The sequence below is a fragment of the Pseudomonas lactucae genome, assembly GCF_016937615.1.
Classification (GTDB): Bacteria; Pseudomonadota; Gammaproteobacteria; order Pseudomonadales; family Pseudomonadaceae; genus Aquipseudomonas; species Aquipseudomonas lactucae.
Window position 1 is genome coordinate 65321 of the sequence record NZ_JAFHKI010000006.1, and the last position, 23626, is coordinate 88946.

General features: G+C 58.5%; 16 protein-coding genes, 1 other RNA gene and 3 pseudogenes. 8 read left to right on the forward strand and 12 right to left on the reverse strand.

Going from position 1 to position 23626, the window contains the following annotated elements; translation table 11 throughout:
• Window positions 1–96 precede the first annotated feature (96 nt).
• Window positions 97–1769, forward strand: a pseudogene (gene recN, locus JWR98_RS01425) (DNA repair protein RecN).
• 84 nt (window positions 1770–1853) lie between these two features.
• Here recN and fur read toward each other — a convergent pair.
• Entirely contained in the window at window positions 1854–2258 is a 405-nt protein-coding gene (gene fur / locus JWR98_RS01430) for a ferric iron uptake transcriptional regulator (protein ID WP_003176156.1), read from the reverse strand.
• A 98-nt stretch (window positions 2259–2356) separates the two neighbouring features.
• Between fur and JWR98_RS01435 the strand changes: the two genes are divergently transcribed.
• Window positions 2357–2884 carry an outer membrane protein assembly factor BamE gene (locus JWR98_RS01435; protein ID WP_003176157.1) on the forward strand — a complete coding sequence of 176 codons (528 nt, stop codon included), beginning with the start codon at window positions 2357–2359 and terminating at the stop codon, window positions 2882–2884.
• A gap of 63 nt (window positions 2885–2947) precedes the next feature.
• Here the strand turns inward: JWR98_RS01435 and JWR98_RS01440 are convergent, their stop codons facing one another.
• Together JWR98_RS01440 and JWR98_RS01445 are read right to left on the reverse strand one after the other, a co-directional pair.
• Window positions 2948–3250 (reverse strand): RnfH family protein, encoded by a 303-nt coding sequence (locus tag JWR98_RS01440; RefSeq protein WP_078734697.1) that lies wholly within the window; start codon window positions 3248–3250, stop codon window positions 2948–2950.
• A complete protein-coding gene (locus JWR98_RS01445) occupies window positions 3243–3677 on the reverse strand; it encodes a type II toxin-antitoxin system RatA family toxin (protein ID WP_078734698.1) in 435 nt (144 codons plus the stop codon). The genes JWR98_RS01440 and JWR98_RS01445 overlap by 8 nt, the downstream gene beginning before the upstream one ends.
• Window positions 3678–3845: 168 nt before the next feature.
• On the opposite strand from JWR98_RS01445, the gene smpB reads away from it, so the two are divergent.
• Entirely contained in the window at window positions 3846–4328 is a 483-nt protein-coding gene (gene smpB / locus JWR98_RS01450) for an SsrA-binding protein SmpB (protein ID WP_003176160.1), read from the forward strand.
• A gap of 35 nt (window positions 4329–4363) precedes the next feature.
• Here the strand turns inward: smpB and JWR98_RS01455 are convergent, their stop codons facing one another.
• On the reverse strand, window positions 4364–5131 hold the full coding sequence (locus JWR98_RS01455) for an FCD domain-containing protein (RefSeq protein ID WP_003176161.1): 768 nt from the start codon (window positions 5129–5131) through the stop codon (window positions 4364–4366).
• A 249-nt stretch (window positions 5132–5380) separates the two neighbouring features.
• Between JWR98_RS01455 and JWR98_RS01460 the strand changes: the two genes are divergently transcribed.
• The 5 genes from JWR98_RS01460 (at window position 5381) to JWR98_RS01480 (ending at window position 12308) form a co-directional block, all read left to right on the forward strand.
• Window positions 5381–7075, forward strand: a complete 1695-nt coding sequence (locus tag JWR98_RS01460; protein ID WP_205489163.1) for a lactate permease LctP family transporter — start codon at window positions 5381–5383, stop codon at window positions 7073–7075.
• Between the two features lie 70 nt (window positions 7076–7145).
• Window positions 7146–9956, forward strand: coding sequence for an FAD-binding and (Fe-S)-binding domain-containing protein (locus JWR98_RS01465; RefSeq protein ID WP_205489164.1), 2811 nt, complete (start codon window positions 7146–7148; stop codon window positions 9954–9956).
• Between the two features lie 138 nt (window positions 9957–10094).
• Window positions 10095–10373 carry a hypothetical protein gene (locus JWR98_RS01470; protein WP_078734701.1) on the forward strand — a complete coding sequence of 93 codons (279 nt, stop codon included), beginning with the start codon at window positions 10095–10097 and terminating at the stop codon, window positions 10371–10373.
• A gap of 94 nt (window positions 10374–10467) precedes the next feature.
• Window positions 10468–10864, forward strand: a transfer-messenger RNA (tmRNA) gene (gene ssrA, locus JWR98_RS01475).
• Window positions 10865–11051: 187 nt separating this feature from the next.
• Window positions 11052–12308 carry an integrase domain-containing protein gene (locus JWR98_RS01480; RefSeq protein ID WP_205489165.1) on the forward strand — a complete coding sequence of 419 codons (1257 nt, stop codon included), beginning with the start codon at window positions 11052–11054 and terminating at the stop codon, window positions 12306–12308.
• A gap of 522 nt (window positions 12309–12830) precedes the next feature.
• Here JWR98_RS01480 and JWR98_RS01485 read toward each other — a convergent pair.
• The 8 genes and pseudogenes from JWR98_RS01485 to JWR98_RS01520 form a co-directional block, all read right to left on the reverse strand.
• Window positions 12831–13298, reverse strand: coding sequence for an SRPBCC family protein (locus tag JWR98_RS01485; RefSeq protein WP_154974212.1), 468 nt, complete (start codon window positions 13296–13298; stop codon window positions 12831–12833).
• A gap of 19 nt (window positions 13299–13317) precedes the next feature.
• Window positions 13318–16791: pseudogene (locus JWR98_RS01490) on the reverse strand (amino acid adenylation domain-containing protein).
• 12 nt (window positions 16792–16803) lie between these two features.
• A complete protein-coding gene (locus tag JWR98_RS01495) occupies window positions 16804–17733 on the reverse strand; it encodes a diiron oxygenase (RefSeq protein WP_154974272.1) in 930 nt (309 codons plus the stop codon).
• A 25-nt stretch (window positions 17734–17758) separates the two neighbouring features.
• A complete protein-coding gene (locus JWR98_RS01500) occupies window positions 17759–18106 on the reverse strand; it encodes a DUF4437 domain-containing protein (protein ID WP_205489166.1) in 348 nt (115 codons plus the stop codon).
• The gene (locus tag JWR98_RS01505) at window positions 18103–18879 is read right to left on the reverse strand and encodes a DUF3050 domain-containing protein (RefSeq protein WP_205489167.1); all 777 of its coding nucleotides are present in this window, start codon (window positions 18877–18879) and stop codon (window positions 18103–18105) included. Before JWR98_RS01505 ends, JWR98_RS01500 begins: the two co-directional genes overlap by 4 nt.
• 462 nt (window positions 18880–19341) lie before the next feature.
• Window positions 19342–20885: pseudogene (locus tag JWR98_RS01510) on the reverse strand (MDR family MFS transporter).
• Window positions 20878–22050, reverse strand: a complete 1173-nt coding sequence (locus JWR98_RS01515; protein ID WP_154974220.1) for an HlyD family secretion protein — start codon at window positions 22048–22050, stop codon at window positions 20878–20880. The pseudogene JWR98_RS01510 and the gene JWR98_RS01515 overlap by 8 nt, the downstream one beginning before the upstream one ends.
• Entirely contained in the window at window positions 22047–23543 is a 1497-nt protein-coding gene (locus JWR98_RS01520; RefSeq protein ID WP_205489168.1) for a TolC family protein, read from the reverse strand. Before JWR98_RS01520 ends, JWR98_RS01515 begins: the two co-directional genes overlap by 4 nt.
• Between the last annotated feature and the right edge of the window lie 83 nt (window positions 23544–23626).

The window sequence follows — 23626 nt, forward strand, 5'->3', positions numbered from 1 at the left end:
GCGCCGATACAAGCAAATCGAGCTAAGCATCAGGATTGTCAGCCTCAAACAAAACACTGTATAAATAACCATACCTAAAGCCTGGGAGCGTCCGTCATGCTCGTGCACCTGTCCGTACATAATTACGCCATCGTTGAACATCTGGATCTTGAACTGGATCGCGGGATGAGCGTAATCACAGGCGAAACCGGCGCCGGCAAATCGATCATGCTCGATGCCCTGGGCCTCACGCTCGGTGATCGCGCCGACAGCGGCGTGGTACGCCCCGGCGCAGACAAAGCCGATATCCTGGCGACGTTCGACCTGGCCGACATTCCCGAGGCTGAAACCTGGCTGGCCGAGCGCGACCTCAATCATGAAGGGCCATGCATCCTGCGCCGTGTGATCACCGCCGAAGGACGCTCCCGCGGCTATATAAACGGCACGCCCTGCCCCCTTGGCGACCTGAAGGCATTAGGCGAACTGCTGATCGACATCCACAGCCAACACGAGCACCAGTCGCTGCTCAAAACCGATACCCATCGCCGCCTGCTCGATGAATACGCCGGCGCCACCGACCTGGCTCGCCAGGTACAACTTGCCGCCCAGCGCTGCGCCAGACGCGTCAGGAGCTGGAGCGCCTCTCCAATTCCGGCGATGAGCAGCGCGCTCGTCATCAACTGCTCAGCTATCAACTTGAGGAGCTCGAAAGTCTGGGCCTGGGAGAAACCGAGCTGGAGCAGCTCGAGCAGGAACACAAGAACCTCACCAATGCCGAAACCTTGCTGGGCATCTGCCGCCAGGTCGTTGAACAATGCAGCGAGAGCGATTCCGGCAATGTGCTCAACGCACTCACCGCCAGCCTCAACCGCCTGTCCAGCGTGAACAACGCTTCCGGTTCCCTGAGTGAAGCCGCCACGCTGCTGACCAGCGCACAAATTCAGGTTGAGGAGGCCGTCGGTGAGCTGAACCGTTTCCTGGACCACTTCGATGCCGACCCGGCACGCCTGCAGGAAATCGAGGAGCGCCTGGACACCATCTACACCTTGGCGCGCAAACATCGAATCCAGCCCACCGAAGTGGCAACAATGCAGCAAAAACTGCTGAATGAAATCGAGACACTGAACGCCAACGACGAATCCATTGAGCGATTGGGCGACGAACTCGCCTCGTTTGCCCGCCACTATCAAGAGAAGGCCCGCGAGCTAAGCGACTTGCGCCAACAGGCCGCCACTGGCCTGGCCAATGCCGTTGAGCTGGAAATTCAACGCCTGGGCATGCCGGGTGGACGCTTCACCATTGAATTGCGCGCTAACACCAGCAATGAATTGCAGCCCCACGGCCTGGAACAGGTCGAGCTACTGGTCAGCGCCAACCCTGGGCAACCGCTCAAGGCATTGGCTAAAGTGGCGTCCGGCGGCGAACTGTCTCGGATCAGCCTGGCAATCCAGGTGATTACCGCGCAAACCTCCCGCGTGCCGACACTGGTATTCGACGAGGTGGACGTCGGGATCGGCGGGCCGACCGCAGAGATCGTTGGCCAGCTGCTGCGCCGCCTGGGGGACCGAGGCCAGGTCCTCACGGTCACTCACCTGCCACAAGTGGCAGCCCAAGGGCACCAACACTTGTTTGTACATAAAGTCAGAGGCAGTGATGCAACACACACTGCGGTATCCAAGCTGAACAAGTCGGAACGCGTGGAAGAAGTGGCGCGTATGCTCGGCGGCATTGACTTAACCAAGGAGTCTTTGGCCCACGCAAAGAAAATGGTTGTCGCTGCCAAGGCCTGAACCGAGTTTTCCCCATTGGCATAGAAAGCACGAAGGCGACCCTGAGGTCGCCTTCGATCGTTTCGCAGAGCAAATCTGCGTTTTTTACTTTTTCTTACGGATGTACAACACGAGATTGTGGTCGATCAGATCGAAACCATGCTCCTCGGCAATTTCGTGTTGGAGCTTTTCGATTGCCGGGCTGGTGAACTCGATAACCTCATTGGTATCCAGGTCAACCATGTGATCGTGATGACCACCGTCGGCTAATTCGAACACTGCATGACCGCCGTCGAAATTATGACGAACCACCAGCCCTGCGGCTTCAAACTGGGTCAGCACACGGTAAACCGTGGCCAAGCCGACGTCCTCGTTAGACTCCATCAGCGCCTTGTAAACATCCTCGGCACTCATGTGGCGCTGCTCAGCAGAATCGAGCATTTGTAGAATCTTGACTCGTGGCAGAGTCACTTTGAGACCGGCTTTGCGTAGTTCGCTATTTTCAACCATGGTTAGCTTTCTCGCGGATGCTGCTTCGCAGCTTCTCTTAATACGGGTATGATCGGCGTTTACGTTGTCCCAGCCAAGATAGTGGAAGTCGCCCACCGATGCAAAACACCAAGCTCTTGCTAACCAGTTTCACCTTTGTGGGACTGCTCGCACTCGCCGGTTGTTCATTCCCCGGGGTTTACAAAATCGACATCCAGCAGGGCAATGTCGTCACGCAGGACATGATAGACCAGTTACGCCCCGGAATGACCCGACGGCAAGTACGGTTTATCATGGGTAACCCCCTGCTGACCGACACTTTCCATGCCGATCGTTGGGATTATCTCTACAGCCTCCAGCCTGGCGGCGGTGAGCGCCAGCAGGAACGCGTCAGCGTCATCTTCAATGGCAATGACCAACTGGTCAGCCTGTCGGGTGACTTCATGCCAGGCGTAAGCCGTGATGACGCCCTGCTCGGCAAGGACAACGGCACCAACGTGACTGCGCCAGCGCAGGAAAGCGAGAAGCCGAAGTCTGAAGTGCCGGCCAAGCCAGGCTCATTGCTGGACAAGATCCAGAAAGACGTCGACGGCGTAGAAACAGTTCCCGTCCCGACGCCACAGCCTCTGGACACCAGCCCGCAGTAAACTTGCGGCGCTCAACAAAAAGCCCGGCACGCCGGGCTTTTTGTTGCCTGCCATTTGGCTGGCCTAGGAATTCTGTTGCTTGGCCAGGGCCGCCTTGGCCGCGCGCAGTCGGCGCACCTCTTTAGGATCGGCCAACAGAGGCCGGTAAATCTCGATACGGTCACCTGCCTGCACGGCACGCACCTCGGCGTCCGCGACCACCTTGCCAAATATACCCAAAGGGCAATCAGCCAGATCCACCCCAGGGAAGTGTTCGGCTATCCCCGACGCCAGCACCGCCATCCGCAGGCTAGCCCCTTGCGCCACCGTCACCGCCAGTAAAACCTGACGATCCTCGGCCGCATACACCACCTCAATCTCAACCATGCAGCTGCTTGGCCCGCTGACAAAACGCATCCACCAGCGTATTGGCCGCCTGATTGAACAAGGGCCCCAACGTCGCCCGAACAATCGGCCCTGCGTAATCGAATGACAGGTCCAGGCTGATTTTGCAGGCCTTGTCGGTCAGTGCCTTGAATGCCCAAACACCGTGCAGTTCGGTAAACGGCCCTTCCTCCAGATTCATTTCAATGGACTTGCCGGGGACCAGCACATTTCGCGTTACAAAATGCTGACTGAGCCCGCCCTTGGCCACTCCGACACGGGCACGCATGTGCTCATCACCGCTCTCCAGCACTTCAGCTGTAGAGCACCACGGCAGGAATTCCGGGTAACGCGCCACGTCGTTGACCAGGTCATAGAGCGCCTGCGCCGGATAAGGCAGCAGGGCCGAACGTTGAATATGCGTCGTCATGTGTGCGTTATTTCCACAGCTGAGCAGCAAACATCGCGAAAGAACAGACCGATTCGCGAGAGAAAAAAACCAAAGAACTGCCCGCATTGTCCGGGATTCGTCCAACACGCTCAAGCACGCAGGTTGACCGTAGCCGACTCGCTCGCAACTCCCTATAATGCCGCCCCTATGGCTAAACAAAAGAAACACCCCACAGGGACCATCGCGCAAAATAAAAAAGCGCGACACGATTACTTCATCGAACATCGGTTCGAGGCTGGTCTGGTCCTGGCCGGCTGGGAAGTAAAAAGTCTGCGCGCCAGCAAGCTGCAACTGGTCGACAGCTACGTGCTGCTCAAGGATGGCGAGGCATGGCTGCTCGGCAGTCATATCACCCCGCTGACCACCGCGAGCACCCACGTGATTGCCGACCCGGTACGCACGCGCAAGTTGTTGCTCAATGCACGCGAACTGGAAAAGCTCGCCGCCGCCGTACAGCAGAAGGGCTATGCCTGCATCTGCCTGTCCTGGTATTGGAGCAAGCACTTGGTCAAATGCGAGATTGCACTGGGCAAAGGCAAGAAGGAATACGACAAGCGTGATACCGAGCGCGAGCGGGATTCCAACCGCGAACTGCATCGCGCGGTGCGCAACAAAGGCAAGGAAGAGTAGTACTTGTAACGGTGTAGCCTCGGAATCGTCCCCGGCTACATCCCTTTGCGCCGCTCCGCACGCGCCACACGCTGAACCTCCTGACGCACTTCCTCCAACACTTCCTGCACATATTCCAGGTGACGTGTTGAGACCTCCCGCGCCTGCTCGGCCCGCCCCTCGATAATTGCCAGGTACAAATCCCGGTGCTGACTGATCAGCATGTCGCGGGTTTCCGTACGTTGCTGGTACATGCCACCAATGTTGGTCACCACGTTACGCTTGAGCAGATCGAACAAGCCGCGAATGGTGTGCAGCAACACTGCGTTATGACTGGCTTCAGCAATGGCCAGGTGAAACCTCGCATCCGCCGCGCCCTCTTCCGCTCGGCTCACCTCATCGACGCGGGTATAGCAATCCTGCAGCGCATCGAACGCAGCGGTCAGCCGCTCGCGATCGACCTCGGTCGCACGCAAGGCTGCGTAATAAGCGCAGGACGCTTCCAGGGTTTGCCGAAACTCCAGCAGATCACGCTGCGCCTCGGGATTGTTTTCCAACAGGTGCAGCAGCGGATCACTGAACGTCGAACCCAGAGACTCTGCAACATAATTGCCACCGCCCTGACGACTCACCAGCAACCCTTTGGCCGCCAACTTCTGGATCGCCTCGCGCAACGACGGGCGCGACACGCCAAACCGCTCAGCCAACGCACGCTCCGCCGGCAATCGCTCGCCCGACTTCAGCGTGCCCTCAAGGATCATGCCCTCAAGCTGCTCGACAATATCGTCAGACAAACGGCGCTGACGCACCAGATCAAAACCCATCACTCACCCTCCCGCATCCCGACCACACGCCAGGCCTCTATTCTGGCCTATCGCCGCCCTTCCAGCACCTATCAGAACGCCTTCGCTTTACCCGATCAGGTGCCTTCGGCCACCGGCTTACGACCAAAGTTTCGCAGGCGGCAAATTGACACATCCCCAGAAGGCTTTTAACCTAGCCCACAGCGATTGTAAATTGGTATTACCAATTATCCAAGCTGACCAAACAACAACAATCAGGGGCCACCCCATATGCAAACCTGGCAACAGCTTTACAGCCCACTCGGCAGCCTCGGCCTTTCCGCACTGGCCGCCGTCATTCCGATCGTGTTCTTCTTCCTGGCCCTGGCCGTGTTTCGCCTCAAAGGTCATGTGGCCGGCAGCATCACGCTGGCGCTGTCGATCCTGGTGGCGATCTTTGCTTTCAAGATGCCGGTGGACATGGCATTCGCCGCCGCGGGTTACGGCTTTGCCTATGGCCTGTGGCCCATTGCGTGGATCATCGTCGCGGCGGTGTTCCTCTACAAACTCACCGTCAAGAGCGGCCAGTTCGAAATCATTCGCAGCTCGGTCTTGTCGATCACTGACGACCAACGTCTGCAAGTGCTGCTGATCGGCTTCTGCTTCGGTGCATTCCTCGAAGGTGCCGCCGGTTTCGGCGCCCCCGTAGCGATCACCGCCGCCCTACTGGTAGGCCTGGGTTTCAACCCACTGTATGCCGCCGGCCTGTGCCTGATCGCCAACACCGCACCGGTTGCGTTCGGTGCCCTGGGCATCCCGATCATCGTTGCAGGCCAGGTGACCGGCATCGATGCGTTCAAGATCGGCGCCATGACTGGTCGTCAACTGCCCCTGCTGTCGCTGTTCGTGCCGTTCTGGCTGGTATTCATGATGGACGGCCTGCGCGGCGTGCGCGAAACCTGGCCGGCAGCACTGGTGGCCGGCTTGAGCTTTGCCGTCACCCAGTACTTCACATCCAACTTCATCGGCCCGGAACTGCCGGACATCACCTCGGCCCTGGCCAGCCTGATTTCCCTGACCCTGTTCCTGAAAGTCTGGCAACCCAAGCGCACCGCCGGCGCACAGATTGCCGGCGCCACCTCCGGCGTAGCGATCACCGCCAGCGCCGGCGGCTTCGGCTTGCCACGCAGCACCGTTGCATCGCCTTACAGCCTGGGGCAGATTTTCAAAGCCTGGTCGCCGTTCCTGATCCTCACCGTACTGGTCACCATTTGGACACTCAAACCGTTCAAGGCCATGTTTGCCGCGGGCGGTTCGATGTACAGCTGGGTGTTTAATTTCGCGATCCCGCACCTGGACCAACTGGTGGTCAAGGTCGCACCCATCGTCACCAACCCGACCGCCATTCCGGCAGTGTTCAAGCTGGACCCGATTTCAGCGACCGGCACCGCGATTTTCTTCTCTGCCGTGATTTCGATGCTGGTACTGAAGATCAACGTAAAAACTGGTCTTACCACTTTTAAAGAGACCCTTTACGAGCTGCGCTGGCCGATCCTATCCATCGGCATGGTGCTGGCATTCGCCTTTGTCACCAACTACTCCGGCATGTCCTCGACCATGGCGTTGGTATTGGCCGGCACCGGTGCGGCATTCCCGTTCTTCTCGCCATTCCTTGGTTGGCTGGGGGTTTTCCTGACAGGCTCCGACACTTCGTCCAACGCCCTGTTCAGCTCGCTGCAAGCCACCACGGCACACCAGATCGGCGTCAACGACACCCTGCTGGTGGCCGCCAACACCAGCGGCGGCGTGACCGGCAAGATGATCTCACCGCAATCGATCGCCGTGGCCTGCGCCGCCACCGGTTTGGTGGGCAAGGAATCCGACCTGTTCCGCTTCACCCTCAAGCACAGCCTGTTTTTTGCCACCATCGTCGGGCTGATCACGCTGGCCCAGGCCTACTGGTTTACCGGCATGCTGGTGCACTGAGCCCCGCACGTAATAGGGTAAGAACCGACGCCGGCCCCTTATTCCGGCGTCAGCTATTTCTGGAGGACCCATGAGCCTGCCTGCCGCTTTCCTGACTGACGTCGCACAGCTGATCCCGAACGATCGGCGCTTCGACGATCCGCTTTCTACCCTCGCATTCGGCACTGACGCCAGTTTTTACCGACTGATCCCACAGCTGGTTATCCGTGTAGAGTCGGAAGACGAAGTGGTCGCACTGTTGCAACTGGCCCAACGTGACCAGGTGCCGGTGACCTTTCGCGCGGCCGGCACCAGCCTGTCCGGACAGGCGATCAGCGACTCGGTGCTGATCGTGTTGGGGGATAACTGGAACGGCCGCGAAATTCGCGGGAAAGGCACGCAAATCCGCCTGCAACCAGGCGTCATCGGCGCCCAGGCCAACGCATGGCTGGCACCGTTCGGCCGCAAGATCGGACCGGACCCGGCATCGATCAATGCCTGCAAAATCGGCGGTATTGTCGCCAACAATGCCAGCGGGATGTGCTGCGGTACTGCGCAAAACACCTATCACACCCTGGCGGGCATTCGTCTGGTGCTGGCCGACGGCAGCCGCCTGGACACCGAAGATGCGGCCAGCGTCAGGGCCTTTCGTGAGCAGCATGGCGTGCTGCTTGAGCGCTTGGCGAAATTGGGTCGCGAGACGCGGGCAAACGCCAAGCTGGCTGCAAAAATACGCCACAAATACCGCCTGAAAAATACCACCGGCCTGTCACTTAATGCCTTGGTGGATTTCGACGAGCCGCTGGATATCCTCAGTCATCTGCTGGTGGGCTCCGAAGGCACCTTGGGATTCATCAGCGCAGTCACTTACGACACCGTGGTCGATCACCCAAACAAAGCGTCGGCGCTGATCGTGTTCCCGGACGTCGAGACCTGCTGCAACGCGGTCACGGTGCTGAAAACCCAGCCAGTATCGGCCGTGGAGTTGCTGGATCGACGCAGCATGCGCTCAGTGCAGAACAAACCCGGCATGCCCGCTTTCGTACAGCAACTGTCGGAAGATGCCTGCGCATTACTGATCGAATCCCGCGCCGCTTCGCCCTCGTTACTGCATGAACAACTGGCGCTGATCATGGCATCGCTGGCCGCTTTCCCGGTTGAAAAACAGGTCGACTTCACCGAAGACCCGATAGAAAACGCGCGACTGTGGGCAATTCGCAAAGACACCTTTCCCGCCGTCGGCGCCGTGCGCAAAACCGGCACCACGGTGATCATCGAAGACGTCACCTTCCCGGTCGAGCAACTGGCGATCGGCGTGAATCGCCTGATCGAACTGTTCGACAAACATCACTACGACGAAGCCATCCTTTTCGGACACGCCCTGGAAGGCAATCTGCACTTTGTGTTCACCCAAGGCTTCAATAGCGCGCAAGAAGTCGCACGCTACCAGGCGTTCATGGACGACGTGGCGCAATTGGTGGCGGTGGAGTTCGGCGGTTCACTGAAAGCCGAACACGGCACCGGTCGCAATATGGCGCCCTTCGTGGAATTGGAGTGGGGCAGCGATGCCTACCAATTGATGTGGCAGCTCAAGCGCCTGCTCGACCCCAACGGCATTCTCAATCCGGATGTGGTGCTCAGCGAAGACCCGCAGATCCACCTCAAGCACCTCAAGCCACTGCCTGCCGCCGATGAGCTGGTGGATAAGTGCATCGAGTGCGGCTTCTGCGAGCCCGTGTGCCCGTCCAAGGGGCTGACCCTGAGCCCGCGCCAGCGCATCGTGATCTGGCGCGATATCCAGGCGAAAAAACGCGCGGGCGTCGACACCACGGACCTGGAAGCGGCCTATCACTATCAAGGCATCGACACCTGCGCCGCCACCGGCTTGTGCGCCCAACGCTGCCCTGTAGGCATCAACACCGGCGACCTGGTGAAAAAGCTACGCAGTCGCGACGCCAACCGTACGAAAACCGCCGATTGGCTCGCCGCCCATTTCGCCACCGCACTGCAAGGTGCGCGCTTTACCCTGCATGTCGCCAACGGTGCGCGCATGCTGCTGGGCGCCCCTCGCCTGACGAAGCTGTCGGTCACCGTGAGCAGACTGTCCAAGGGACAAATCCCGCAGTGGACCAACGCCATGCCACAGCCGGAAAAAGCCATCCGCTTCAGCCCGCCGATAACCGACGAACGTCCGCGAGTGGTTTACCTGGCAGCCTGTGTGTCGCGGGCAATGGGCCCGGCCGCCGGTGATAAAGAACAAATGTCGCTGTACGACAAAACCCGCGGTCTGCTGGAAAAAGCCGGTTACCAAGTTGTCGTTCCAGACAACCAGGACAACCTATGTTGCGGCCAACCTTTTGCGTCCAAAGGCTACGCCGAACAGGCTGAGCACAAACGCCAGGAACTGATCGGCGCCCTGCTCCACGCCAGCCGCGGCGGCCTAGACCCCATCTATTGCGACACCAGCCCGTGCACCTTGCGCCTGGCGCAAGACCTCGGCGATACGCGCTTGGACCTCTACGACCCTGTGCGTTTTATCCGCACACACCTGATGGACCGTCTTGATTTCACACCTCAAGAAGCGCCGATCGCGGTACACGTCACCTGCAGCACCCAGCACCTGGGCGAAAGCCAGGCATTGATCGACCTGGCTCGACGCTGCGCTAAAACCGTGGTCATCCCGGAAGGCATCCACTGCTGCGGGTTTGCCGGCGACAAAGGCTTCACCACGCCGCAACTCAACGCCCACGCACTGCGCTCCCTAAAGGACGCGGTGCAATATTGCAGCGAAGGCATCTCGACCAGCCGCACCTGCGAAATAGGCCTGAGCCAGCATGGCGGCATCGATTACCACGGCCTGGTATACCTCGTGGACCGGGTCACCCAGCCCCGCGTCCATTAATCTGGAAAAAAACAGAACCCCTGCGCGCCAACGCAGTCACTTGCATAGGCCCCGGCGAACGGGGCTCAGCAGTGATGTCGCTGGCAAACTTTATGATCGTCAGCAACATCGAGCCCTTTTTCGCAAGGAGACATTCTTATGAAGCGTTCCACTTTTGCTGGCTTGTTTATTACCGCTGCGATGTTGGCCTCCCCCGCTTTCGCGGCCGGCGAGCCGGACCTGTGCAAGATCAACCTGGATAAGATCAACAACGGCAAGGCACTGCTCGCGACCGACACCAGTGGCAAAAGCGGCGAAATCGACACCGCAGTCTCCCAGGCCAAGGCCGCCCACGCCGCCGGTGATGACAAGAAGTGCATCGAGATCACCTCCAAGGCTCTGCAAGACCTGCAGAACAACGAGAAAGGCGGCCAGTAAACGCCAGGGCCAACCTACGGGTTGGCCTTCCGTGAGCATTTGGCGTACACTGCACAGGCTTGTCACTCACTAAGAAACAACGAGTTACAAGCACGGGGCCGTTTAGGATTCGACGCCGGTCGCGAAACTTTAGGTGCATGCCGAGTTGGTAACAGAACTCGTAAATCCACTGTTGCAACTTCTTATAGTTGCCAATGACGAAAACTACGGCCAGGAATTCGCTCTCGCTGCGTAAGCAGCCTTAGCCCTGAGCTTCTGGTACCTTCGGGTCCAGCAATCACCAGGGGATGTCTGTAAACCCAAAGTGATTGTCATATAGAACAGAATCGCCGTGCAGTACGTTGTGGACGAAGCGGCTAAAACTTACACAACTCGCCCAAAGCACCCTGCCCTTCGGGTCGCTGAGGGTTAACTTAATAGAAACGGCTAAGCATGTAGTACCGACAGCGGAGTACTGGCGGACGGGGGTTCAAATCCCCCCGGCTCCACCACTTCATCATCTAAAGACGTCCACGGACGTCTTTTTTTGTGCCTGGAATCCGTTAAATATGGGGGCTTCAGGGCTATTGGGTGCTTTCGAGGCTTTTAGAGTTCCAGGCGATTTGGTATTCCCAATGGTATTCCCGGCTACCTGGCGCTAATCTTGGGAATACCAAAAGGTGTCATGGAGTACTTCTCATGTGCGCTCAAACCACCCGCCTCTCCGACCGCCAGCTCAAGGCAGTCAAACCGAAAGACAAAGATTACGTCCTCACCGATGGCGACGGGCTCCAGCTGCGAGTCAGAGTCAATCGCTCGATGCAGTGGAATTTCAACTACCGGCATCCTGTCACCAAGAATCGAATCAACATGGCACTCGGCTCTTATCCCGAGGTTTCTCTTGCGCAAGCAAGGAAGAAAACCGTCGAGGCCAGAGAGCTGCTTGCACAGGGCATCGACCCAAAAGCTCAGCGCAATGAGCTGCAAGAAGCCAAACGAGCGGAAACGGAACATACGTTCGAGAACGTAGCCACCGCATGGTTCGAATTGAAGAAGGACTCCGTCACCCCGGCGTATGCTGAAGACATCTGGCGCTCGCTTACACTGCACGTTTTTCCAAGCATGAAATCAACGCCGTTATCGGAAGTGAACGCGCCGATGGTAATCAAGCTGCTTCGTCCGATTGAAGCTAAAGGCAGCCTCGAGACAGTTAAGCGATTGAGCCAGCGCCTTAACGAGATCATGACCTACGGGGTCAACTCCGGAATGATCTTTGCCAACCCTCTCAGCGGCATTCGAGCGGTGTTCAAGAAACCGCAAAAAGAAAACATGCCAGCACTTCCCCCCGAAGAACTACCTGATCTCATGGTGGCGATTGCCAACGCCAGCATCAAACGCATCACCCGCTGCCTGATCGAATGGCAACTGCACACCATGACCCGTCCTGCAGAGGCTGCCGGAACGACCTGGGCAGAAATAGATTTCGAGAAGCGTATCTGGACTATCCCAAAGGAGCGCATGAAAAAACGCCGTGCGCACCCCATCCCCCTGAGCGATCCGGCGCTCACGCTACTAGAGACACTCCAGCCCTACAGCGGCCACCGAGAACATGTGTTTCCGGCAGATAGAAATCCTCGTACCCACGCCAACAGCCAAACCGCGAACATGGCGTTAAAGCGTATGGGTTTCCAAGACCGGTTGGTCAGCCACGGTATGCGATCGATGGCCAGCACCATCCTCAACGAACATGGATGGGACCCTGAGTTGATCGAGGTCGCCCTCGCCCACGTCGACAAAGACGAAGTCCGAAGTGCGTACAACAGAGCGCACTACATCGAGCGTAGGCGTCCGATGATGGTTTGGTGGAGCGAGTACATTCAAAAGGCTGCTACCGGTAATTTGTCGGTGACGGCGATTCATGAAAACAAAAACGGCAAAATCATTCCGTTTCGTTAATCACCTCCTGCTGGCGACAATGGCGACAGCGGCGACAACCTATGTATTTAGCGGTGCGGCGTATGGCGACAACGTGGCGACAGTCGCCACCAGCCGCATCGCCCATAACCTTTTCAGGCCCAGCCCCTGAGGGCGGGAAGGCTTGCCGTCCTGCCCTCAGGGGCTCACTTTAAAAACCGACGAACGACCTATCATCCATCTGATGGCCACCTTCTCCCATACACGTCCACTGCCTATAAACGCCATCCCACCCGCCGAGCACGCGCTACACCTGAGCCGAAAAGCGCTGTCATCGACAGCATTGCCAAAGTAGCAAGGGGTCTTTAAGCCCAGCCCATGCGCGCTCGCTTCCGATAAGGCACAGGCACGCTCAACGTAGCGAAGCCCACTTACCCACAGTGCAGTAGCGGCAGCCGGCCCTCCCGTCTCTTTTTCCTGGAAAGAGATGGGAGGGCCGGCTGCCGCTACTGCAGTCCGACTCGTACATGGACTTTGGGTTACTTCAGCCCTGGCCTTCTAGAGTCAGATAAATAGTTCCTGTACATTTTTCATCGCACTATCGGCAAAGCTTTGCAGGAAAGCCTCGAACGCTGGCACGTCTTCCTTGCCGCCAGTGTAGGGCTGGCCAATGATAGTCCAGGTCGCCAGGCTCTGGCGCTCGCCTTGAGGAGCAACCTGCATTACTGCCCATAGGTTGCCGATATTCAACGACGTGTAGATCAGTGACCAGGTCATGGCCATCGCTTGGTCGTCATGCGTATTGAGTTGCTCAATCACCACATTACCGTCCTTGAACAGCTTCTTGCGTACCGAACGTACGCCCTCGCCGGTCATTTCAATGTGGGAAAGCGCAGGGATAAACTTGGCGAAACCGGAGAAATCTCCGACGACTTTCCACACGCTGCGAGCATCGCCGTTCACGATCACGCTGGCGACGACAGGGTTGCCCACTGGGTTGCGGACCAGGGTATCGGGTTCAAAATGTTGCATGAGAAAGCTCCTTTTTTGTTTAGATGAAATCGATTTGCTTGAGGTAGTCACAGCCTTTTTGCAGCAGCGCACTGCTCTTGGCCGGGTAGTCTTCCCCCATGCTCTGGATGCCTGAGAGCGCATTGCGGTACTCGATCATCGAGATATCACCAATGTCTTCTTCAAACCCATTAAGGTAAAAACCGACCACCCCGAACAGTGCGTTATTACTGTCGATGGCCGACAGGCGCTGTTGCCATTGCGTCACCGGGACCATCTGGAAGTCGTGACCGGCAGCGCGAAACGCCTCCACATAGTGAGTCCATGATAGGGGCTGCGGGTTGTGCAGGTTGAACACCGCTTTGGAACGGTTATGGCGGCTGGCATGAAAGGCAATGAACCGGGCGAGGAAATCCACCGGCATCAGGTCGAAATTAAGCGCCAGTTCGGGCACTTCCTTAAGCTGCAGTGAGCCTTTGAGCATCAACATCAAGCGGTTCTGGTGCGGCTGACACACCCCGGTTCGCGTATTGAATGCAATGTTTCCCGGCCGGTAGAGGTTGACCCAGACGCCCGACTCGCTGGCATTCCACAAAATGCGCTCAGCCACCCACTTGGAAAGGTTGTAACCATTGCGAATGTAGATCGGCGGCGTGAACGCCGGTGGCTCTTCCAACACCCGCCCCTGTTCATCCACTGTGCTTGAAGCTGACAGGGTGGAGATGAAGTTGAAAATCTTCTTGCTGCGCCCTTCACACAGTTGCAGGCATTCGAGCACAGGCGTGACGTTGTCCTTGACCAGCGACTCGTAGTCGAGCACGTGGTTGACGTTGGCCGCGTTATAGATCAACACGCCATATTCACGGTCCAGCCATTCATAGTCCTGCTCGGATAACCCCAGGCGTGGCTTGCTGATATCCGCCGCCAATACCTTTACGCGGCTCAGGTCCAGATGCTCGAGACGGTTCTGGATCAGCGCCTGCTCGAAGCGCTGCTGGGCGCTCATCCCCGCCGACTCGCGAACCAGGCAAGCCACTTCGGTACTGCCCAGTTCCAGCAGTGCCTCGACAATATGCACGCCGAGAAAACCATTGGAGCCGGTCACGATGACCTTGTGTATGTTGCCCAGCCGACTGATCGGCAACACGTCCAGTTCAGGCCGAATCATCGCGTCCTGCAGCGCTTGAGGGCTGACCGTAGCGGTGGCATCGACGTGCTGGTCGATCAGGTTGGCAAGGTTGATCAGGGTGGGCTGTTCGATAAAACGGTTGATCGAGACCCCCTTGCTAAACGTTTCGCGAATGCCCATGAGCATCTGCGACAAAAGGATCGAATGCCCCCCCAGATTAAAGAAACTGTCATCCACGGAGATGTCCTCCGCGGGTAGGTCCAACAGCCTGGACCACAGCTCCAGCAACTGCTGCTGGGTGATGTTCTGGGGTGCCAGGTGCGGCCCTTGGGTCTTGTAGTTGACTGGTAAGTCTCTCAAGGCTTTGCGGTCGATCTTGCCATTGGCCGTGGCCGGCAAACGCTCCAGCAGGCAGTAGGCGCTGGGGCGCATGTAGTCGGGTAAATGCTTGAGCGCATAAGCCTGCAACTTTTCGCTGGCCACTTGGCCTTCGGCATTTTGGGGCTGAGAGAAAAAGGCCAGGATGCGCCGCTGATTATCGATGACCACCGCCAGTTGACGGAACAGTTGGCTCGATTGCAGCAGGTGCTCGATTTCTTCCGGCTCGACCCGGAACCCGCGAATCTTCACCTGGTTATCCAGGCGCCCGATGATCTGGATGCCTTCGCGGGTCCAACGCGCCAGATCGCCGGTACGGTACAGGCGCACCCGTTGACCGTCGGGCAACTCATGCAGGCGGTAACGTTCGGCAGTCATTTCCAACGCACCGAGGTAGCCAGCACCTACGCCGGGCCGCGATGTGAATCTCACCGCTGTCCGCTTCGCCTACCGGTTGACCGTGTTCATCCAGCAGGTAAACCGAGGTATTGGCAATCGGCACGCCCAGGTTGCGATTGTTGTCTGCGGGCTGGAAGGTGCGGCAGGTGGCGAGCACCGTGGTCTCGGTGGGACCGTAAATATTGTGCAGCGCACAATGGCCCACCAGTTGCTCGATCACCTGGGGCTCGCACACATCACCGCCCGTCACCAGGTGCTGGATGCCGTACAGCGATTTGAGCTGAATAATGCTGAGCAAGGCCGGCGCAAGAACGCATGGGTAACCTGTTCTTGCTGGATCAACTCGGCAAGCGCCACCGGGTCGCGGCGCTGGTCTTCGGTGGGCACGATCAACTCGCCGCCCTGGATAAGCGTGGGGAAGATATCCAGCAACGACGCATCGAAGTTGATGGTGGAAAACTGTAAGGCTCGACTGTCATGGCTCAATTCCACATAGAGGGCATACCACGCACAGAAGTGGCTCAGGTTATCGACCGTCAGCAACACGCCCTTGGGTTGCCCGGTGGTACCCGAGGTGTAAATCGCCACGCAAGGAGCCGAGCCGCTAAGCGCTACTCGCAGCAGGCGCTGATCCGGGGCCAGGGCGACCCGGCTGTAACCCTGGGCGCCGTGGTGGAAGAAATCCAGGTGGCTGATGTCCAGGGTGGCCAGGCCCGGCAGTGGGTCGTCTGCCTGGGTGTCCTGAATCAGCAAGCAGGCGCCGGAATGCTTGAGGATCGCCGTGCGGCGCTCGACAGGATGGTTCGGGTCCAGGGGCAAGTACACCGCGCCACACCCGAGCACCGCCAGGATCGCCGCGTAGAGCGCCGTGCCTTTAGGCAACGAGATAGCGACCACCGTCACCCCGCCGGTGGAGATTTCAAGCAAAGGCTGCAAGCGCTCTTGAATCGCCACGCTATAGGCATGCAATTGCGCGTAGGACATGCCACGCCCCTGCACTTTCAGGGCGTTGCGCTCGGCATTGATCAGCAGGCTATCGGCCAGGCGTTGTATAAAGGGGCGCTTGGCGTCCTCCAGGATCCCGGTGTTGACAGTTGCATTGTGGTGATGGCACCACACCAGGCTGTCGATCAGCGTCAGGCTCGACAACCGGTCGAGCGCCCGTACCGGCTCACGGGGCACCTCAAGATAGTCGGCGCTACGTGAGAAACGCCCAATGTGCATACTGGCCATCTCCACCACCTGCGCAACCGCTTCGTGCGCCAGGTCGGCGCCGTTGCCAGCGGCATCGGCGCACACCTCGAGGCGCCCCAGCAACATCCAGTCGCCGTCACCAGGACGCCATAGGCAGTCCACCCGCACGGGCGCAAAGACATCGCTGGCATTATCGGAGTGCGCCCGCAAAGACAGGCGCTGACACGACGGATAATGGGGCAGTTGCGCCGTGCTGGCGTCATCTATCAGCAAGTCCGGCACCGGTAACCGGCAAAGATCAATCGCGTTATCACTGGTCAACAAGTGGGCGGTGTGGCCCATCTGCTCCAGCTCTTGCGTAAGGCAGGCAAGCGCATGGCTGCGCCCGCACAGAACGATATCAAGATGTCTCATTGAAGTTGTCCTCTAGCGCAGATAATCGGCGAGCGCTTCCTGCATGCAAGGAGCGTCGAGCAGGGCGCTGTGTTTGAAGAATCGGACGATGTTGCCTACCAGCGGGTGAGACGGCGTGATCGGAAAACTCATGCCTTCGACCTCCTGACGCAAGGCTGCCTTGACCCCGGGGCTTACCTGGAGTTGCTCGATCAGCGCGAAATCAAAGCCCTGCTGGATCTCGTTGGTCAGGTACTCACCCAGGAACACCGGCATGATCGAGGCCAGCACACGTTTGTCCTCCTCGCTCGCAGTGCTCCAGTAGATACGTGTCAACTTGGCCCAGAAGCCCGAATGTCGCCCCTCATCAGCCAGGTGGTCTGCCATCAGCCCCTTGACTGACGTCTTGACCGAGTCGTCGCGGGCAAAGGCCGCGACATCGTTGGTCAGGGTGTTTTCCGCGATGGCGACACAGATCAACTCGACAGCCGCCTTGAGGTGCTCGGGCGCCATGGCCAATGCCTTGGGAATCGAACGGCTGAGTTCGATTTCCGTTGGCAAGGCAATCGGTTCGATGCCGGTCAGCTCGATGGTCTGTTGCATGTAGTCCATCGCCACGAGCGCGTGATAGTCCTCATCGACCACCACGGTCATCGCGTCATATCGACAGGCGAATGGAAAACGTATAGCGAAGTTATCTTTCGCAATGCTCCTGGCAGTCTTGTCGACAATTTCGGTTTCAAAAATCACTACATCATTAATGAACTTGTACAAACTTTGAGCAAGCACAAAGTGCTGCAAGTGAGCGCATTCCCGTATAAATGTCGCGCCCATGACCAAGGGTTGGCGGCTGATCGGAAATATCAACTTTCCATCATCTTCCAGGCGCCGTCTCGGCCGCGTACGAATGGTCGCCCGCTCCTCCCACGACTCGGAAAATGACTGGTATTCTTCAGCTCTCATGAATCGTTCCCTTTGTTCATGACGATCAGTAGTAATGCACTTCAAACAACAGGCATCCGTCCTTTGAATTAAACGGTCCGTGCTCGGTGTGCGCCGCCCTGAAGAAGTAACTACCGTCGCGATAGGTCTTCTCGGGACGATCCTTACTTGCCAACTCGGTCTGGTCGCCCTCAATCAAATACACTTCTTCGTGATAATCATGGGTGTAGATTTCACGCGTGCCGCCCCCAGGATGGAAACGTACCAACCGCGTACGAACACCGGTTTTCGTCACAGGGTCCAGTGTGTCCTTGAATACCGTCAGGGTAATGTTGCGCTCCGACGTCACCTCAAACCACTGGGCCTGTTCAGCCTCGATGACTTCGAAGTTCATGCTACGCACTCACTGACAGTTTCGCGCATGGACAAACGCAAGTTGTCCCACAAGGCCAAACGGCTTCGCACTGCAGCAATCGCGGACACGTAGACTTCGTCCTGACGCTGGGCATCGCCATTGACCAGTCGCGCCAACAGGCTTTCCGCCGCTGGGCCGTGGTCTTCCGAGTCGACTTCGATGTGACGTTGCAGGTAGTAGCGAAAGGTGGGGGCGTCGTCGGCGGTGATGTCCCAATCATCAAGGATTCGCTGGAACATCTCGGGGATGACGCTTTCACGGCCATGCAGGAAGGCGGCGGCAACACTGTGGGTGGAGGCGTTGATAGCGGTTTCGATGGTGTCGGTGACGAAGGCAGAGGCTGCCAGGCCAGCGCCGCAACGCGTGAGAGCCGTTTGCAGGTCGACGCCGTCGCGCATCAGTTTGACAAAATGTTCGATCTTGTCAGTGCTGGCGCCCACTTCCCGCATAGCGTGCAGGTAAAGTTCGAAGTGGCTGTAATGCCCGCCTTGCAGATTCTGGTCAGACTCCTCGCCTAGGATGATCTCATTGATAAGGTGCGCTGCCGCCGGGTCCAACGGCGGCAGCCAAGGCAGGCGAGTACAGGTCAGGTCCTGTTGCAGGCGCTTGGCCAGAGACATGAAATCCCACACCGCGAATACATGGGTTTCCATAAAGACACGCAACACCGGCAAGGAATTGATTTCAGCAAAGATCTGATGGTTGCCCAGTTCTAATTTCTTTGCGCTCAATAGCGACTTTTTATCTTCCATGTTGCGCTCCTTATCAGGCGTTAGTCAGGTCTGGCCACGCGAGACTTACCTGGCTATCTTTTTCCAGGCATAAGCAGGCCTATCTCGCCATTGCCGGCCAGCACTTAAGTCTTATTCAAGTTAGTTATAGTCTCATGCTTCGTTAGCGCGAACTCTAAACCGCCAAAGCAAGACAAAACTTAGAGGAAGTTCATGACACTCGGCAAGTGTTTTTTTGAAAATTAATACAATTTATTTCGAAGCTATAAATACGCAAACAACAGAAGCCCGACCGAAGTTAATAACATCAACTTCGTCAGGCAATAGTTAGCCGACACCCCTTTTCCTGAGTGCAAACCACCTATATGTCATTGCTAAGTTAGCAATCAATCAATCTATGAAGAGGCCATGCGCCTTTTTACCATTCAAGTTCCCTCTTGCTCATTGACAAAGACCCGCTCATTGCTGGCGGACAGAATTTGGTCAACTCTTTACGTGTTGCCGTAATGCGAGCGCCGCCACACCGCACAAGATCAAGGCAATACAGGACACATAGAACGCATCGCTGTAGGCCATCAGATACGCCTCGCGACGCACGGTGTGGATCAGACCCTCGATGAGCTGCTGCTGGGCAGGCAGCAATTGGTTGAATATGAAATCTTCGCTGTCTGCCATGCTGTCGCGCAGCCGCTCCTGCAGCGACGGGGAAAACAGCGTGATCGACTCTCCCACCCGCTCTGAGTGAAAGCGCTCGCGCATCGCGACGATTTGCGTCAGCCCTGCGGTACCCACGGCCCCGCCAAGATTGCGCAGCATGGAAAACAAAGCAGATGCGGAACCGGCTTCATCTTTGGCCAGCCCGGAAACCGCCAGAACAGAAAGCGCCACCATGATCAACGGCTGTCCGATCCCCCGTACCACGGTGGAAGGAATGATTACGTTGGCGGCGCTATCGACGTCCAGGTGCGCGCCGAGGTAGCAACCCAGGGCCATGATGAAAAAGCCGCTGGCGACCATCAGTTTCGGGTTGAGCCACTTCATTAGGCGCGGCATGAACGGTGCCAGTACCAATTGCACCATACCGTAGGCAATCAGACTGATGCCGATTTCCCGGGCGTTGTACCCCTGCAGTTGGGAAAGGTAATTGGGCACCAGGAACACCAGGCCGAAGGTAGCCCCGCCGAAAATGAACATCGCCGCACTGGCCACTCCGAAGTTGTAGCTCTTGAGCAGGCGCAGGTTGATGAAGGAGCGGCTGCCGTACAACTGCGACAGCACGAAGTACACCAGAGCGAGCCCGGCGATCAGCGACATCCACACAATGAAATCGGAGCCGAACCAGTCCTTGCGCCCACCTTCCTCCAGCACGATCTGCAAGCCTCCCAGGCCGACGATCATGGCGAGGATGCCGCCCCAGTCACCGCGTTTGAGCAGGCTCAACTGCATGGGCTTGGCATCGATGGACCATGCCACCGCCAGCAACAAGAGAATGCCCGGCGCCAGTTGCAGGTAAAAAATCCAGCGCCACGAATAAGCATCGGTCAACCAGCCACCAATGGATGGCCCGGCGGCCTGGGCAACGCTGTTGGACAAGGCGAACAAGGCCATGCCCATCGCGATCTTGCTGGGCGGGAGCTCGGTGATGATCAACTGGAATGACAAGGGGATCAGCACTGCGCCGGCGGCCCCCTGGATCACTCGAATGATGATCATCACTTCCAGGTTGGCGCCCAGGAGCAGGCAATGGACGCCATCAGGAATACAAACGATCCCACCAGCATCACTCGCCGCAGCGAGAACACCTGGACCAACCAGGCCGTCAGCGGAATCATCACGATTTCCGCAACCAGATAAGCCGTGGAAATCCACGAGCCCTCCTCGAAGGTCGCACCCAGGGAACCCTCGATTTCAGGCAGCGCGGCGCTGGTCACATGCACGTTCATACCGGCCATGAAACAACCGAACAGCCCGCCGATCACCGCCACCCAGGCGCGAAAGGAGACGGTTTTTTCAACGGTCTCAGTCATGCGTCATGCCCTGGGTGCCGGACCGGGTGTCAACGGTGGTGATCACCGACATGCCAGGCAAAATAGGCCCGCCCTCGTCATGCTCATCGATGACGATCTTCACTGGGAAGCGCTGCACGATCTTGGTGAAGTTACCGGTGGCGTTATCCGACGGCAACAGCGCGAACACGGCCCCGGAACCTGGCGAAAAGCTCACCACATGACCCTTGAGCTTGCGTCCCGAATAGCTGTCCACGCTGATATCCACCGGTTGACCGGCGCGCATGTCGCGCAACTGGGTTTCCTTGTAGTTGGCCACCACATAGGCCTGCTGCAGGGGCACCACCGCCAGCAACGGCAAGCCCGGCGCGACGTATTGGCGAGTACGCACTTTGCGCTGCCCCACGACCCCGTCGATGGGTGAGCGGATCAAGGTGTCTTCCAGCGCATGAGACGCAAGGCTCAACTGCGCCTCGGCTTGGCTGCGCCGGGCAACCTGTTGTTGGAGCGAGGCTTCGGCCAGTTGGCGCCGGGTAATGGCGACGGTCAACCGGGTTTCCTGTTGACGCTGCATCGCCTTGGCGATTTCCACCGCGGCGTTGGCCTGGGTGTAGCTGGCAGCCGCCGTTTCCAGACGCTGAGCACTGGCGGCGTGTTCGCGCACCAGGCCCTGGTAGCGGCGCTGGTCAAGGCTCGCGCGGCGCAACTCGGCCCCGACGCTGCGGGTGTGGGCCTCAGCCTGGTTTACCCCGGCCTTTTGCTGAGCGATCAGGCTGTCGGTCACTTGCAGGTTGGCCTGTTGGGCCGCGACCGAGGCCTGGGTTTCCGCCAATTGCGCACGCGCCTGCGCCAGCCGCGCCTGGTAATCGCGGTCCTCGATGCGCACCAGCACATCCCCGGCCTTGACGGGCTGGTCATCCTCCACCAGCACCTGGGCCACATACCCGGAGACTTTTGGGCTGATGGGAATCCAGTCGGCACGCACATAGGCATCATCGGTCTGTTCCAGGTAACGTCCAACCGTCATCCAATACACCCCGAACGCCACCGCCGCGATCGACAGCACAACGCCTCCCAGCAGGATAAGGTTGCGTTTGCGGCGTTGCTTGCGCGCATGCATGAGCTGCTCGACCACCTTCTCCTGCTCGTCCTGGACAGCGATTTTTTCATCGACAGCGATATTCATGGCTGGGTACCGGAAAAATTGACGGAAGTGCGGCTGAGGGCAGCGGTCGCGGGGGCAGAAGACTGCCAACCGCCGCCAAGCGTGCGAAACAGGCTGATCTGGCGCTGCAATAGCTGGCCATCGGCATCGGCGAGCGTGGCCTGCAGGCGGATCAGCTCACGCTCGCTGTCCAGCACGTCGAGAAAGTCGATAGACCCGGCGTCGTAATTGAACTGGGCCAACTTGTAGGCTTGACGACTGCTGTCCAGGGCCTGGCTCAACGCGGCGTGGCGCCGGCGTTCGCCGTCGTATAGCGCGAGAGCCTGGCGTACCTCCTTGAGGGCCTTGAGTACACTGGCCTCGAATTGAGCCACTTCCACCCGCTCCAACGCCCTGGCCTGGTTGACCCGCGCGCGATTGGCACGCCAGTTGGGGAATTGCCAGGTAATCAGCGGGCCGACGCCAAACATCACCGCGCTACTGTCTCCCAGCTCATGGGGTTTGTTGGCGGATGAGGACACTGAAGCGCCAAAGGTCACCTTCGGATACAGGTCGGCCTGGACGATATCCACTTGCAGCGTGGCCGCTTGTAGCGCTCGCTCGGCCTGACGGATATCGGGGCGGCGCGCCAGTAATTGCCAGCCATCGCCCACCGGCAGCTCGGCATTAAGTTGCGGCACGACCTCACAGGTCGCCGCGCTAGTGCCTTGTTCCAGGTCGGCCACGCCGGTCAGCATCGCCAGCTCGTACAGGGCAGCTTGCCGGCGTGCTTCCAACATCGGCAGCAATGCCAGGGTTTCACCCTGCAACGCCTGCATACGGGTGTATTCGAGATCCGTCACCACGCCGGCCTGGCGCTGCCGATCGGTCAATGCCAGGCTGTGCCCGACCACTTCCAGCGAATGGCGCTGCACCTTGGCACGTGCCCCCAGGGCGCAGGCATTGACATAGGCGCGGGTGGTTTGCGCCACCACCGTGATGCGCAACAAGTCTTCGGCGTCCTGCGCCGCGGCCGCCTGGACCTGAGCCCGCTCGATACTGCGCTGGACCTGGCCCCAGACATCCACTTGATAAGCCAGCTCGAAGCCTGGGTTGAACGCCCACTGGGACGGCGCATGGCTATCGGTGGCTTTGGCCAGGGTCTGATCATCGGCTGTCTTGCCGTACTCGGCGCCCAGTGACGCCTGGGTCGACGGCCAGCGCTCGGCATCGGCCTGCATGATCCCGGCCAACATCGCCTGCACATGGGACTGGGCTGCGGCCAGGTCGCGGTTATGCATCAATGCCTGCTGCACCAGCGCGTCAAGTTTCGGATCGTTATACAACTGCCACCAATGGTCGGGTAACGCTTGGGCCGAAACCCCCTGCGGCAGGTGACTTAGGGCATTAATGCGCTCCGGGTGTGGCTGCGCGGGTGTGCGGGCAACCCAGGAGGAACAACCCGCCAGCAAGACGACCGCCACAGTCAGGAGCGAAAGACGACCATGCCGTGCATATAAAAAAGGCGAACCCATCGAAAAAACCCAGAATGCCAAGTAGAAGCGCAGGTTAAGAGAGCACCGGGCCGCACATCTCCCGAGTTCCAGACAACCATCGT

Bases quoted from the DNA above. Each gene is read 5' to 3' on its own strand.
- fur (WP_003176156.1), bottom strand. From the start codon at position 2,258: ATGGTTGAAAATAGCGAACTACGCAAAGCCGGTCTCAAAGTGACTCTG.
- JWR98_RS01435 (WP_003176157.1), top strand. From the start codon at position 2,357: ATGCAAAACACCAAGCTCTTGCTAACCAGTTTCACCTTTGTGGGACTG.
- JWR98_RS01440 (WP_078734697.1), bottom strand. From the start codon at position 3,250: ATGGTTGAGATTGAGGTGGTGTATGCGGCCGAGGATCGTCAGGTTTTA.
- JWR98_RS01445 (WP_078734698.1), bottom strand. From the start codon at position 3,677: ATGACGACGCATATTCAACGTTCGGCCCTGCTGCCTTATCCGGCGCAG.
- smpB (WP_003176160.1), top strand. From the start codon at position 3,846: ATGGCTAAACAAAAGAAACACCCCACAGGGACCATCGCGCAAAATAAA.
- JWR98_RS01455 (WP_003176161.1), bottom strand. From the start codon at position 5,131: ATGGGTTTTGATCTGGTGCGTCAGCGCCGTTTGTCTGACGATATTGTC.
- JWR98_RS01460 (WP_205489163.1), top strand. From the start codon at position 5,381: ATGCAAACCTGGCAACAGCTTTACAGCCCACTCGGCAGCCTCGGCCTT.
- JWR98_RS01465 (WP_205489164.1), top strand. From the start codon at position 7,146: ATGAGCCTGCCTGCCGCTTTCCTGACTGACGTCGCACAGCTGATCCCG.
- JWR98_RS01470 (WP_078734701.1), top strand. From the start codon at position 10,095: ATGAAGCGTTCCACTTTTGCTGGCTTGTTTATTACCGCTGCGATGTTG.
- JWR98_RS01480 (WP_205489165.1), top strand. From the start codon at position 11,052: ATGTGCGCTCAAACCACCCGCCTCTCCGACCGCCAGCTCAAGGCAGTC.
- JWR98_RS01485 (WP_154974212.1), bottom strand. From the start codon at position 13,298: ATGCAACATTTTGAACCCGATACCCTGGTCCGCAACCCAGTGGGCAAC.
- JWR98_RS01495 (WP_154974272.1), bottom strand. From the start codon at position 17,733: ATGAGAGCTGAAGAATACCAGTCATTTTCCGAGTCGTGGGAGGAGCGG.
- JWR98_RS01500 (WP_205489166.1), bottom strand. From the start codon at position 18,106: ATGAACTTCGAAGTCATCGAGGCTGAACAGGCCCAGTGGTTTGAGGTG.
- JWR98_RS01505 (WP_205489167.1), bottom strand. From the start codon at position 18,879: ATGGAAGATAAAAAGTCGCTATTGAGCGCAAAGAAATTAGAACTGGGC.
- JWR98_RS01515 (WP_154974220.1), bottom strand. From the start codon at position 22,050: ATGAATATCGCTGTCGATGAAAAAATCGCTGTCCAGGACGAGCAGGAG.
- JWR98_RS01520 (WP_205489168.1), bottom strand. From the start codon at position 23,543: ATGGGTTCGCCTTTTTTATATGCACGGCATGGTCGTCTTTCGCTCCTG.